The organism is Pyrodictium occultum, assembly GCF_001462395.1.
Taxonomy (GTDB): Archaea; Thermoproteota; Thermoprotei_A; order Sulfolobales; family Pyrodictiaceae; genus Pyrodictium; species Pyrodictium occultum.
This window is the reverse complement of record NZ_LNTB01000001.1, coordinates 991,521-1,003,629: the sequence shown is the minus strand read 5'-3', so window position 1 is coordinate 1,003,629 and position 12,109 is coordinate 991,521. Positions and strand designations below refer to the sequence as shown.

Annotated in this window: 14 protein-coding genes; 5 read left to right on the top strand and 9 right to left on the bottom strand. The window is 64.9% G+C overall.

Going from position 1 to position 12,109, the window contains the following annotated elements:
* The first annotated feature begins 229 nt into the window (after window positions 1-229).
* Window positions 230-520, top strand: a complete 291-nt coding sequence (locus tag CF15_RS05305; protein ID WP_168371293.1) for a hypothetical protein — start codon at window positions 230-232, stop codon at window positions 518-520.
* Here CF15_RS05305 and CF15_RS05300 read toward each other — a convergent pair.
* On the bottom strand, window positions 517-2,049 hold the full coding sequence (locus CF15_RS05300) for an HD domain-containing protein (protein WP_058370858.1): 1,533 nt from the start codon (window positions 2,047-2,049) through the stop codon (window positions 517-519). The genes CF15_RS05305 and CF15_RS05300 overlap by 4 nt on opposite strands.
* Window positions 2,050-2,136: 87 nt before the next feature.
* Between CF15_RS05300 and CF15_RS05295 the strand changes: the two genes are divergently transcribed.
* Window positions 2,137-2,427 carry a 30S ribosomal protein S26e gene (locus tag CF15_RS05295; protein ID WP_058370857.1) on the top strand — a complete coding sequence of 97 codons (291 nt, stop codon included), beginning with the start codon at window positions 2,137-2,139 and terminating at the stop codon, window positions 2,425-2,427.
* Between the two features lie 104 nt (window positions 2,428-2,531).
* Entirely contained in the window at window positions 2,532-3,131 is a 600-nt protein-coding gene (locus tag CF15_RS05290) for a hypothetical protein (protein WP_058370856.1), read from the top strand.
* On the opposite strand, the gene CF15_RS05285 is transcribed toward CF15_RS05290, so the two are convergent.
* A complete protein-coding gene (locus CF15_RS05285; protein ID WP_058370855.1) occupies window positions 3,121-3,747 on the bottom strand; it encodes a class I SAM-dependent methyltransferase in 627 nt (208 codons plus the stop codon). The two genes, CF15_RS05290 and CF15_RS05285, sit on opposite strands and share 11 nt — an antisense overlap.
* A 275-nt stretch (window positions 3,748-4,022) precedes the next feature.
* Between CF15_RS05285 and CF15_RS08875 the strand changes: the two genes are divergently transcribed.
* Window positions 4,023-4,235: a hypothetical protein gene (locus CF15_RS08875; RefSeq protein WP_168371292.1), complete on the top strand. Its 213-nt coding sequence runs from the start codon at window positions 4,023-4,025 to the stop codon at window positions 4,233-4,235.
* On the opposite strand, the gene proS is transcribed toward CF15_RS08875, so the two are convergent.
* Window positions 4,165-5,616 carry a proline--tRNA ligase gene (gene proS, locus CF15_RS05280; protein ID WP_058370854.1) on the bottom strand — a complete coding sequence of 484 codons (1,452 nt, stop codon included), beginning with the start codon at window positions 5,614-5,616 and terminating at the stop codon, window positions 4,165-4,167. The two genes, CF15_RS08875 and proS, sit on opposite strands and share 71 nt — an antisense overlap.
* A gap of 147 nt (window positions 5,617-5,763) precedes the next feature.
* The gene (locus CF15_RS05275; RefSeq protein ID WP_201783088.1) at window positions 5,764-6,063 is read right to left on the bottom strand and encodes an ATP synthase subunit C; all 300 of its coding nucleotides are present in this window, start codon (window positions 6,061-6,063) and stop codon (window positions 5,764-5,766) included.
* A 148-nt stretch (window positions 6,064-6,211) separates the two neighbouring features.
* Here CF15_RS05275 and CF15_RS05270 point away from each other — a divergent pair, with 148 nt between their 5' ends.
* The gene (locus CF15_RS05270) at window positions 6,212-7,051 is read left to right on the top strand and encodes a D-aminoacyl-tRNA deacylase (RefSeq protein ID WP_168371291.1); all 840 of its coding nucleotides are present in this window, start codon (window positions 6,212-6,214) and stop codon (window positions 7,049-7,051) included.
* 12 nt (window positions 7,052-7,063) lie between these two features.
* Here the strand turns inward: CF15_RS05270 and CF15_RS05265 are convergent, their stop codons facing one another.
* The 5 genes from CF15_RS05265 to CF15_RS05245 form a co-directional block, all read right to left on the bottom strand.
* Complete coding sequence (locus tag CF15_RS05265) at window positions 7,064-7,723, bottom strand: V-type ATP synthase subunit D (protein WP_070807908.1); 660 nt, start codon at window positions 7,721-7,723, stop codon at window positions 7,064-7,066.
* 33 nt (window positions 7,724-7,756) lie between these two features.
* Window positions 7,757-9,181 (bottom strand): V-type ATP synthase subunit B, encoded by a 1,425-nt coding sequence (locus CF15_RS05260; RefSeq protein WP_201783113.1) that lies wholly within the window; start codon window positions 9,179-9,181, stop codon window positions 7,757-7,759.
* Between the two features lie 64 nt (window positions 9,182-9,245).
* On the bottom strand, window positions 9,246-11,054 hold the full coding sequence (locus CF15_RS05255) for an ATP synthase subunit A (RefSeq protein ID WP_058370850.1): 1,809 nt from the start codon (window positions 11,052-11,054) through the stop codon (window positions 9,246-9,248).
* Window positions 11,055-11,140: 86 nt separating this feature from the next.
* Window positions 11,141-11,767, bottom strand: coding sequence for a V-type ATP synthase subunit E (locus CF15_RS05250; RefSeq protein ID WP_058370849.1), 627 nt, complete (start codon window positions 11,765-11,767; stop codon window positions 11,141-11,143).
* A gap of 7 nt (window positions 11,768-11,774) precedes the next feature.
* The gene (locus CF15_RS05245; protein ID WP_058370848.1) at window positions 11,775-12,083 is read right to left on the bottom strand and encodes a V-type ATP synthase subunit F; all 309 of its coding nucleotides are present in this window, start codon (window positions 12,081-12,083) and stop codon (window positions 11,775-11,777) included.
* Window positions 12,084-12,109 lie beyond the last annotated feature (26 nt).

Here is a 12,109-nt window from a genome sequence, read left to right as displayed (position 1 = left end):
CCGAGCAGCATCGGCATACCGGGCTGCGGTGCATAGTATATCATAGTTGCACTGCTCTGCTGTATAGCTCTCCAGCCGGGTGTGTGCTGGAGATACCCCGGTGGCTCAGTCCTCAACGCCGTTCATACGGTATTCTCTACGGTTTCTTTCAGTCTGCAGTGGGCCCGTGTCCCCGCCTAGGAGCCGTGCATCTTAGATGGTGATACCACCCCTAAGCAACAGCCCGGGGGTGCTAGGCCTCTTGGCTATGGGCTACACGTCTGTCAGATACATCAGCCTGATGGAGGCTGTGGAGAGGGTTCTCCGCGACCTGGGCGGCAGCGCTGACCTCGACACCCTGCTCAGGGAGGTGTGGCGCCGCTACGTGGAGCACGGGGACGGCGAGAAGGTGGTTATGAGGCTCTACCGGCACCCCAGCGGCCGCCTCTGGAGCCCCGACGCGGAGGAGGCCCTCCGCGTGCTCGAGGCAGCGGGCGTTATCGTGAAGAGGGGCCGGTGGGTCGCGCTCCGCGGCGCCTAGGCCCTCTCTGCCTTCTCTTCCTCCTTCTCCAGGCTCTCCAGGAGCTTCGACGCCTTCTCCGCCTCCTCCTCGTGCTCCCTAGTGGTGAACACGGCTATCCTGTAGAGCCCCAGCTCGGGGCCTAGGCCGGTGAACCTCTTTAGCCTGGCTAGCTCGTGGTCACGCTCTCTCTCGTCGTCTAGCTTGAGGGGCGCTCCGAGCCTGCGGCTGTAGACGCCCAGGTGCTCGAGGCTTATCAGGTCCACGCGGAGGGGCCTTATCATGAGTAGCGGGTTTTCGCGCTGCATCTCTAGAAGCTCTTCTAGGAGGGGCTTGGCCCAGGGGGGTGCGTTGGCCTCCTCCAGGTAGCGTGTGTAGAGGCCCCATAGGCTCCCAGACTCTATCACCCGGTAGACCCGTGGGTGGCGGCGCTCGACGAGCATTGCTGCCAGCCTCCTGGCCTCCTCGCCGGCCTTAACCTTGCCGTTGTAGACGCTGCGTATTAGCATCCACATAGCCGTGTCGTCGAGACTCCTCCAGGCCATGAGGGCCTCCTCTCTGCCCTGTGCGAGGGACTGGGGAGTAGGTATGTCTAGCTCGCAGCCCTGCTCCACGCATATCAAGCCATCGCGGGCTAGGAGGCTGAAGAGCCTTGAGTAGACTGAGTTGTAGGCCTCCACTACGCGGTGGAGATAGACCTCGCTGAACATGTAGAGCCTCGCCAGGAGGAAGGCCTCGACCACGCTCACCCCCTTGTCCAGGACCATGACGCGGCAGGCGTTCCTGCTCAGCCGGGAGGCGGCGTCGCTCCTGTCGCGGAGCAGGGGCGTGGCCAGTAGCACCCTTATGAGCCGGTCTACGTCGAACACCCCGTAGCGGACTCCCGCGTATAGGCTGTCGCGTATAAGGTAGTCCATCCTATCCACGTCGAGGCCGCCTGCTATGAGCTGGTGGAGTATGCTCGCTGTGCACTCGCTGAGCATGTCCCTAGCTCCGGGCTGGGCTGCGGAGCCCTTGAGTATTAGAGTAAGGTCGCTGGCCACGCTGCCGGTGAACACCGGCTCTATCCCCGCCTCCTCCGCGTCCCTGGCCACATGGGGTAGGAGGCTGTACGTGTACTCTTCGTGGCGGAGGGGGAGCCTGTCGAACCCCTTCAGCCGGTAGAGGAGCCTAGCATCCGCTATCCCGGTCTCGCTCGAGTGGCTGTAGGGCAGGTGGCCTATGTCGTGGACGAGGGCTGCTAGCTGGAACACCTCCTGGGCACGGAGCAGGTAGCCGGCCAGCTCGGGGCCCCCGGCGCTCCAGTAGTATATCCTCGTGTTCCCTGCGAGGAAGTGGAGCACCTCCCTGGCAAGGTGGGCGGAGCCCAGGCTGTGGTTGAACCTACTATGCTCCATCCCATGGTAGACGAGGTAGGCGAAGGCCGTCTGCCTTATGCCCCGGAGCCTCTGAACGGGCCAGGTGTCCACAACCTCGGCGACCCTGCTGCAGAGGTCCACGTACCCGTGGACGGGGTCCTTGAAGCTCTTTATCTCTGTACAGACGGCCATAGTACGGGCTTCCCCAGGGCCCCGGTCCACGGCGGGGTGGGTAGCTAAAAATAGGAGGCTCCGGCCCTAGTGGCACCGGGTGCCGGGATGCCCAAGAAGAGGCAGAACAGAGGCAGGCATAAGGGGTCGAAGGGCCGGACCCGCGTGGTCCAGTGCGATAACTGCGGCAGGCTAATCCCCAGGGACAAGGCCATCTGCATCACCAAGTGGTACACCCCGGTGGACCCGCAGCTGGCCAGGGAGCTGGAGAAGAAGGGCGCAATCATAATGAAGTATCCCGTCGAGAAGTGCTACTGTGTCAGCTGCGCAGTCCACTACGGCATCGTCAAGGTGAGGCCGGAGGAGGAGCGCAAGGCCGTGAGAACTCCTACGGTATAGCCCTCCCCGTGTTTTTGCGCGCGGAGAGGAGCGCCTTCCTCCCCGCGGTAGGCCTGGGCAGCTCTGGGCCCCTTCTCCCTCCGGGGGCTCTGGCGTGGGGAGTCTTGGCCAGGGCGGCTGCGCGGCTCCTAGGCCCCCTCGGGCTCACGAGGGAGAGGCTCGACACGCTCTGGATAGCCTACGGCGAGCGGCCTCCGGGGCCCCCGCCCAGGCGGTGGAGGGGGCTCACGGGGTACGGGAGGCTCGACATAGCCGCCCGGGTGCTGCTCGCAGCCCTCTACCCCCGGGGCAGGCTGGAGGAGGATAGTGGGCTACTAGTCTACCTGGGCTCCGAGAGGCCGGCGGCGCTCTCTCTCCTCCCCAGCTGCCTCCCCGGGGAGATGGAGTACGAGCACGAGTCCGCCGAGCTGCTTCTCCGCGTCCTGCGGGGCGAGGCCTGCAGGCTGCTCGACCCCGCGCCTCCCCTGGTGGAGCTGCTCCGGGCGCTCCGCGCCAGGGGCTACCGGGTGGTGCTGCTCACCGAGCGGGGTGGGAGGCTCCGCCGCCACCGGCGGGGCACGGCCTACGTCCTCGGGCTCCGCGTGGACCCGCCACGGGGGCTCCCCGTGGATGAGGAGGCTAGTGTCGGGCCCTGCAGCTACCTGGCCAGCCACGTGACGGCCTATGTTAATGCCCTCCGCCTCCTCGGCGGGGCTAGGGCTTGACAGCCTTCACGCATACAAAGCCTCCCCGGGGGCTGGGCTCGGGCTCCTCCTCCACCGGCTTCCCCCAGGGCGGGAAGCGCAGGACGGAGCTGTAGGCATCAATCATCAGCCCCGCCTCCCTCATCATATCCTCCACCTCCGAGACGGTGTAGAACCTGGCAACCCTGTAGAAGGGGCTCTCGGTCCTCCGCTCCATGTAGTAGCGGCCCCAGGCGCTATCCCTTGGCACTATGCACGCCGCTACAGAGCCTCCCCTCCTAGCAACCCGCGCAGCCTCCTCCACGACCGCCGCGGGGTCGTCGACGAAGCAGAGGGTAACTATGAGGAGCACGTAGTCCATTGAGCCGCTCCGTAGGGGAAGAGCCTCTCCTACCCCCTGCACCGCCTCAACTCCACGGCGCCTGGCGACCCGGAGCATGGCGGTGCTCGGGTCGACGCCGTACTCGACGCCTAGCCTCGAGGCGAACCAGCCGGTCCCGACTCCCACCTCGACGCCCCTGCCCCGGAGGCCGAGGCCCTGGACAGCTCTGAGCTCATTCTCGGCTATCACTCGGTTCCTCTCGTACCATCTATCGTACCGGCTCCACAGCCTCTCGAACACCATGGCGGTGGACAACTGGCCGGGGACACCTCCCGACGAGGGTGTAATTACAGGCCTACAAGCCCCGGGTACCCCCTGGGAGGGCTGGTGACGAGGGTTAAAAGCGGCCATAGGCCCCTCCCGGGGCCGATGGGCTGAGCCAGGCCGCTGAAGCCCCTCACACCTACTCCCTGCCGGGCGCGTGCTACCAACAGCTCCGGGAGAGGCCATACTGGATACCTGTCAGGCTGTGGGGCTACCAGCTTCTAAAGGTAGCACCCGCTACCCCAGATAGGCGGGGGTCCGGGGCCGTGCCCGGGAAGGTGCTCGTGGCCGTGGCGCTCAGCGAGGAGGAGGCGGCGGCCCTTGAGAGGGCCGCCGAGAGGGAGGGCCATGGGGACCTAGGGAGGGTGCTTGAGAAGGCCCTCCGCCTCTACCTGGAGCATGAGGAGGCTAGTAGGTCTTCGCAAGCCTTATACTCGTCACAGCGGGCCGGCCGCATACGGGGCACCGTTTGCCCCTAACCCACTCCGGCCTCTCCAGCGGCGAGCCCAGCACCGCCGCGTCGACCTCCTCCTCGAGCCTCTTGCCGCACTCCTCGTTGCCGCACCAGGGCAGCTCGACTATCCCCCTCTCCTCCTCGATAGCCCTCCCCGCCTCCTCCACGCCCTCGACCCTCTTCACCTTGCTGCGCAGCCAGCTCCAAGCCCGCTCGCGGAGCCCCCTGGCAACGTCCTCGAGGATGCCGGGTAGCTTCTCCTCCAGCTCCTCCAGCTTCACGACTGTCTTCTCGAGGGTGTCGCGCCGCGCTACCACCAGGGTCCTGGTCTCAGCCTCCTTGGGCCCGGCCTCTATCCTCACCGGGACGCCGCGGGCCTCCCACTCGTAGAACTTCCTGCCCGGCCTCACCTCCTCCCTCCGGTCCACGTGGTAGCGGAGCCCCAGGCGGCGGAGCCTCTCCTCGACCTCCCCGATGTACTCCTCCAGCCTCCGGGCCTGCTCCTCCCCGCGGGCAGGTATCGGGACGACCACCACCTGGATGGGGGCCACCGCGGGGGGCAGCGCGGCGCCCCGATCGTCGCCGTGGAGGGCTATTAGGCTCGCTATCACCCTGTCGCTGAGCCCGTAGCTCGTCTGCCAGGCGTAGTCGAGGCTCTCGTCCGGCAGCTGTATGCGGACCTCGAAGGGTATGGTGAAGTTCTGGCCCAGGTGGTGCACGGTGCCTATCTGCAGCACCCTCCCGTCCGGCATTACTGTATCGAAGGCCACTGTGTAGACGGCGCCCGCGAACTTGTCCCACTCCGGCCTCCTGCTCACCGCGTAGGGTATCCCGAGCTCGTCGAATATCCGCTTGTAGAGCTCTATAGCCTCCGCCACCTGGCGGTCAGCGTCCTCGAAGCTGGCATGAACCGTGTGGGCCTCCTTGAAGGTGGTTACCTCCCTCAGCCTTATCAGTGGCCGCGTGGCCTTGGTCTCGTAGCGGAAAATGCTCACTATCTGGTAGAACCGGCGGGGAAGCTGCTTGTAGCTCTTAATCCAGAAGCTCTCCATGTAGCTTATACTCGTCTCGCTCGTGGGCCGCAGCGCGAGCCTCACGTCGAGGGGCTCCGAGCCGCCGTGGGCGACCCAGTAGACCTCACCCTCGAAGCCACGGATGTGCTCGCTCTCCCTCCGGAGCAGGGTCTCGGGTATCAGCAGGGGGAAGAGAACCTCCTCATGCCCGGCCCCGTCGAGCACCCTCCTGACGAGCTCGATAACCCTCCTCCTAATCTGGAAGCCGTAGGGCAGCCAGACACCCATACCTTTGACCGGGTAACGCCCGTAGTCGTAGATCCCGGCCTCCTCGAGCACCCAGTCGAACCACCGCGAGAACTCCCTACTCCACCGCTCCCTCTTCGCAGGCAAGGGGCGCGTGGCACCTCCGCTGCCCTGGAGAACACCCGGGGGGCTGGATGCCTGGAGAACCTGGTTCGGTAAAAAGGGGGCCCCGGCCGTGGGGATTCCGGTGACGCTGCTAAAAACCGTGGGCCGGTTTCCGGCGTAGCCGCGGGGCTACTTCACCGCGAATATTATCAGTATGGCAATCAGCAGCCCGTAGATGGCGAGACCCTCGCCCAGCACCAGGTATATCAGCAGCCTGCCGGCGACTTCCGGCCTCTCAGCTGCAGCGGCGCTGGCAGCGGCTCCAGCCTTGGCGAGGGCGTAGCCGGCGCCGAGGGCGCTGAGGCCCATAGTTGCCGCGGCTGCCCAGGCCTTGGCCGAGGCCACGTTGCCCGCAGGGTCGGCGGAGGCCGCCTGCGCATGCAGCGCCGGTATCAGAGACAGTAGCGCCAGCAGGGCGAGAGCCCTCATGAGCCCGGCCCCAATCTCCATTGGTTTGCACCGGTTGAGCGTGTTGTATGTCAGAGATAAAAATACTATACGGGTATCATCCCGCGGCCGCAGGGCAGCCGCCGGAGAGAGGCGGTTGAGGACACCCAGCCCCCGGGAGGGAGCCGTAGTGGCGGGCAGGGCGCCAGTGATGCTGGTGTACTCGCTCCCCGACACAGCGGGCAGCGGCGCGGCCAGGGAGCTGCGGAGGCTCACTGACTGGAGGAGCTGCAGCCTGCCCAGGGCAGCTGAGTGCCTCCATAGCCCCGGGCTCAATGCCTACCTGGCGGGCTTCTCGGAGGACAGCATCCACCTCGACTTCCTTGACGAGGTGGCGCCCTCCGAGGTGGAGGCCTACATAGTGCTCAGCAGGCACAGCGGCGGAAAGCCTTCCCTCACAGCCCACTACCCCGGCAACCCCGGGCCGGAGGCCCCCTACGGTGGGAGGCCCAGGGAGCTGGCCCACACCTGGCCCCGGCTGCTGGTAGCGCTGATCAGGGAGTACCGGAGGGTTGCTGGGGAGGCCGGGCTCCTCCAGGAGTTTAGCCTGAGCCTCGAGGCGACCCACCACGGGCCGACGAGCCTGAAGAAGCCTATAGTGTTCATCGAGATCGGGAGCGGCGAGAGAGAGTGGGGCAGGAGCGACGCCCACCGGGCCCTGGCGGAGACGGTGCTCCGCGTCCTAGAAAGGGGCTGGCTCAGCGAGCCCTGCGCCTCGGTAGCAATGGGCGTGGGCGACACCCACTACCCGGCCAGCCACACCAGGGCGGTTCTCGAGGAGGGGGTGTGCTACAGCCACATATTCTCGAGGCACGTGCTGAACAGCCTCACAGAGGAGGTCCTGGCCCAGGCGGTGGATAAGAGCAGGGACCCGGTGGACTCGGTGAGGCTGGCCAAAGTATCCTCCCGCGTCAAGAGGCTTGTGGCGGACTTCGCGGAGAGGAAGGGGCTCAGGGTGGAGAAGGCCTAGGGGGAGAGGGGCCTAGGCTAGGCCCTCGCCGCCGCGGCTCCGGGCCAGCCTCTTCTTCAGAGTCTTCAGCCTTATCACCTCCTCCCTCATCCGGTCGTCCAGCACCAGCTTTATGTACTTTATGTTCTGCTCGTAGCTGGGTATAATGCTGTAGTCGAGCGCGTTCAGCAGCCTCTGGGTCTCCCGCAGCTCCTCCAGCAGCCTCTGTATGGCAGCCTCCGTCTCCACAACCTTCAGCAGGCTCTGGAAGACCTCCAGCAGCCTCTCCCTAGCCCGGATCAGCGAGGGGGAGAGGCGGGCGGCGGAGACTGGCAGCGGGGGCACCGTATCACCCCTAAGCCTGTAGCTCGGCGTCTTGACGGCGAACAGCACCCTGGCAGCCACGTCCACCTCCATGCTGCTGGGCACGGATTCTAGCACAGGCTTAACCTCCTCGAGGCCGCCGCTGGTCATGAGTGCTAGGAAGAAGCTCCGGTAGGCGTCCGCCAGCGCCTCGGCGACCTTCTCGTACTCCCTCCGGTACTCCTGGCCCAGCTGCCTTATGTACAGGAGGATTACATCCCTCTTCTCCTCGACTACCCTCCTTATCCTCCTGAGGTTCTTCAGCTCCCTGCGCAGGTTGATCAGGTTTATCTTGGTTGGCAGCACCCTAGAGGCGCCGCCGAAGGTCATGGACAAGGCCTGCTACACCCCGGGGTGCTGGGCTCAGCCCTCCTCCTTGGCCTGCTCGCCCGCCTTCTTCCTGTACTTGGGGTGGTACTTGCGTATGAACTCGTCCTTGATCCTGTAGAGCTCGCTCTCCGGGAGTATCGAGAGCACCTCCCATGCTATGTCGAGCGTCTCCTCTATGCTCCGGTTCTCGTAGAAGCCCTGCTTGAGGAACCTCTGCTCGAACGCCTCCGCGAACCTCAGGTACTTGCGGTCCACCTCGCTGAGGCTCTCCTCGCCCACTATCGCTGCGAGGCTCCTCAGCTCCACGGCGCGGCTGTAGGCTGCGTATAGCTGGTCGGAGACATTAGCGTGGTCCTCCCTAGTCTTACCGGGACCTATGCCCTCCTTCATCAGCCTGGAGAGGCTCATCAGCACGTTTATCGGCGGGTAAATGCCGCGGTTGTAGAGCTCGCGACTCAGCACTATCTGGCCCTCAGTTATGTAGCCGGTCAGGTCGGGTATCGGGTGTGTTATATCGTCGTTAGGCATCGTGAGTATGGGCATCTGCGTTATGCTGCCCTTCCTCCCGTGGGCGCGGCCAGCCCTCTCGTAGATGCTCGCCAGGTCGCTGTACATGTAGCCGGGGTAGCCCTGGCGGCCCGGCACCTCCTCGCGGGCGGCGCTGATCTCGCGGAGCGCCTCAGCGTAGTTCGTCATATCGGTGAGTATCACCAGCACGTGCATGCCCAGGTCGAAGGCCAGGTGCTCGGCGAGGGTGAGCGCTATGCGCGGGGTTATCAGCCTGACCGAGGCGGGCTCATCGGCTAGGTTTATGAAGAGCGCCGCCCTCTTTATAGCGCCGGTCTCCTCGAAGAACTTCTTGAAGAAGAGGGCGTCATCGTGCATCACGCCTATGGCTGCGAAGACTACTGCAAACTCCTCGCCCGTGCGGACCGTGGCCTGCCTAGCTATCTGCACGGCTAGCTTGTTGTGGGGGAGGCCGGCGCCGCTGAAGAGGGGCAGCTTCTGCCCGCGGACCATCGTGTTCATACCGTCTATGGCGGAGATGCCGGTCTGGATGAAGTCCTCCGGGTAGGCGCGGGCCGCCGGGTTGAGCGGGTCGCCGTTGATGTCGCGCCACACGCCGCTGGTTATCGGCGGGCCGCCGTCGATCGGGTCGCCTAGCCCGTTGAATACCCTGCCCAGCATCTCGTCCGAGACCTTGACCTCGAGGGTCCTGGCGAGGAACCTTACCTTGGTCCCGGTCAAGCTGATGCCGGTAGTGCCTTCAAACACCTGGACTACGGCGTAGCCCCTCCCAGTCTCGAGTACGCGGCCGCGCCTCCTCTCCCCGCTGGGCAGCTCCACCTCCACTATCTCGTCGTAGGCCGCGTCGCTTATACCCTCGACTATGAGTAGGGGGCCACGTATCTCACGTATACTCTCATACTCGCGTATAACTCTCGACTCGGGGGCCACCGCCAAGGCTCTTGCCACCACGCAGCCTATGGCTCGGTCACGGGTACGTGTGGGGGCCGAAAACCTAGGCTGTGGGGGCCGCGGCCAGGGAGCCGCGCTGCTCCATAAGCTCCTCCAGGCCCTTGAGCAGCTCCTGCTTTATCCTGTCAAGCTCCTCCAGCCTGTCGTTGGGCACGTTGAACCTAGCCATTATGAACTCGCGTATCTTGTCTGCGAGCTTCTCGCGTATCTCCTTCACGGTCATGCCGTGGTCGAGGGCGTCGAGGGCGGCCTTGTAGAAGTCTATTATAGTCTCCAGCTGCTTCCACTGCTTCTGCGGTGTTGCGAACGCGTCTATCTTGTCGAACGCGTTCTGCTGGAGGAAGCCCTCCCTTATGATCCTAGCTACCTCGAGCACCAGCTTGTCCTTCTCGCTGAGGCCCTCAGTGCCGACGAGCCTCACTATCTCCCTCAGCTCGTCCTCGCGGAGCAGCAGCTCGTAGGCGGTGTTGCGGTACTCCAGCCACTTGGGGCTAATGTTCTCGTGCCACCACTTGGCCACGGTCTCGACGTAGGCGGAGTAGCTGAGTAGCCAGTTTATAGCCGGGTAGTGCCTGCTGTAGGCCAGCTTGGCGTCTAGCGCCCAGAAGACACGGATGAACCTCTTAGTGTTAGCGGTAACGGGCTCGGTGAAGTCGCCGCCGGGCGGCGAGACGGCCCCGACCACCGTCACGCTGCCCACGCGCTCCGGCTTGCCGGGGACGCGGACGCGGCCAGCACGGCTGTAGAACTCTGCCAGCCTGGAGGCCAGGTAGCTCGGGTAGCCCTCCTCGGCGGGCATCTCCTCGAGGCGGCCTGCTATCTCGCGGAGTGCCTCCGCCCAACGGCTGGTGGAGTCAGCTACTAGGAGCACGTCGTAGCCCATGTCTCTATAGTACTCAGCCATGGTTATGCCGGTATAGATGCTGGCCTCCCTAGCCGCGACAGGCATGTTGCTAGTGTTGGCTATCAGTATAGTGCGCTCCATCATGGGCTTGCCCGTCCAGGGGTCCTGCAGCTCTGGGAAGGTCTCCAGCACCTCGGTCATCTCGTTGCCGCGCTCGCCGCAGCCTATGTAGATGACTATCTTCGCGGAGCTCCACTTCGCCAGGCTCTGGAGGGTCACGGTCTTCCCGCTGCCGAAGGGCCCAGGTATGGCGCCGGTACCGCCTTTAGCCATGGGGAACATGGTGTCTATAACGCGGAGGCCCGTGATCAGCGGCTCCACGGGATCCATTTTCTCCACTACAGGCCTGGGCCTGCGGACGGGCCAGCGGTGGTATAGCTTGATTTCAAACTTCCTGTCGTCGCCCGCCTCCACCTCGGCTATAGTGTCCTCTACCGTGTACTCGCCCTCCGAGGCTATCCAGCGGAGCACGCCATGCACTCCCGGCGGCACGAGGACGCGGTGTGTGACGAGAGAAGTCTCGGGGACCTCGCCCAGCACGTCCCCGCCGGACACCTTGTCGCCCGGCCTGAGCCCGGAAGGCTTGAAGCTCCATTTCCTGCCACGGTCGAGGGCGGGGACCTTGACGCCTCTACGTATGAATATGCTCTTCGTCTGATCCCTTATAGCGTCGAGGGGCCTCTGGATGCCGTCATATATCCTGCCTATAAGCCCGGGGCCGAGTTCCACGCTTAGAGGGGCCCCGGTGCCGTAGACGGGCTCGCCCGGCTTGATGCCGGTGGTGGTCTCGTAGACCTGGATGTAGGCCTTGTCACCCACTATCCTGTTGACCTCGCCTACGAGCCTCTCCTCGCCTACCTCGACCATCTCGTACATCTGCACGCCCTGCATGCCCTCGGCTACCACGAGGGGGCCGGCCACGCGGATAATCCTACCCTTCACGGGCATACTGCTCATCCTCCCTTCTAGACTAGTGTGGCTAGGCTCCTCCCCTGCACCCACGACTCCCGGGGTGGGAGAGACTGCGTTAAGCTCTACTCTTCAAAAAGAATGCTGGCAATCCTGGACCTAGCCTCCTCTACTGCCGTTGAGAGCACCACGTCCAGCCGGTAATCCAGCGAGGGGCCGCCCCGGGCGCGTATTATGAAGCCGCCTATACCCTCCACGGTCTCGTCCGCCAGGGACGCCTTGACCCCGCCGGGGAGCCGCGCCCTCTTCACCGCCCTCTTCACCGCCTCCCTGTCAGGCCCCGCCGGCACCACCACCAGCTCCCTATACTCGGCGGCGAGTCTCCTGGCAGCCTCCTCGAGCAGCCTGGCTAGGAAGCCGGTATACTCCTCCTCGCCCACAGTGCTGCGCAGCTTCTCGAGGGCCTGCCTCAGCGCCTCCTCTACAGCCTCGGCGCGCAGCTTCGCTATCTTCTTCCGGAGCTCCACCTCGTGGCGCGCGGCGAATGACTCCAGTCTCTCGCTCGCGCTCCTCGCGCTCCTCCTCAGCTCCTCCTCCAGCCGGCTAAGGCTCTCCTCGAAGGCCTTGTCGAGTATCTTCCTAGCTGCCTCCAGCGCCTCGTTCATCCTGGCCTCGGCGTTCCTCCTAGCCCTCTCAATAACCTCGTCGACGAGCTTCTCCGGGCTGCCTATCAGCCGGATGCGCGCAGCCATCGCAGGCTCACCCCATGCCTAGTGCCCTGAGAAGCTCCCTCTGAACATCCATGGGCCTGCCCGGCTCGCGGACCGTGGGGAGCCGGGCTATCACCGCGTCGCTGCGGGCGCGGCGGAACCTATCCACAGCCTCCCTCGCCTCGTCAAAGTACTCGGCCGAGAGCAGGACGAGGCCCACGTCCTCGCGGGGTATGAGGCTCTCGACAACCCTGGCGGCTTCGCGGGGCGAGTTCACGCTATAGCCCTCCACCCCTAGGAGGCGGAAGGCGTAGACCGTGTAGGTGTCGGCTACAACCACCACACGCCTTGCCGCCAAGACTCGGCCTCCTGGGCCCAGGGGCA

What these genes read in the sequence shown, in the direction of transcription:
- CF15_RS05300 (WP_058370858.1), bottom strand. Translation starts at nt 2,049, where the DNA reads ATGGCCGTCTGTACAGAGATAAAGAGCTTCAAGGACCCCGTCCACGGG.
- CF15_RS05295 (WP_058370857.1), top strand. Translation starts at nt 2,137, where the DNA reads ATGCCCAAGAAGAGGCAGAACAGAGGCAGGCATAAGGGGTCGAAGGGC.
- CF15_RS05275 (WP_201783088.1), bottom strand. Translation starts at nt 6,063, where the DNA reads ATGAGGGCTCTCGCCCTGCTGGCGCTACTGTCTCTGATACCGGCGCTG.
- CF15_RS05265 (WP_070807908.1), bottom strand. Translation starts at nt 7,723, where the DNA reads ATGACCTTCGGCGGCGCCTCTAGGGTGCTGCCAACCAAGATAAACCTG.
- CF15_RS05255 (WP_058370850.1), bottom strand. Translation starts at nt 11,054, where the DNA reads ATGCCCGTGAAGGGTAGGATTATCCGCGTGGCCGGCCCCCTCGTGGTA.
- CF15_RS05250 (WP_058370849.1), bottom strand. Translation starts at nt 11,767, where the DNA reads ATGGCTGCGCGCATCCGGCTGATAGGCAGCCCGGAGAAGCTCGTCGAC.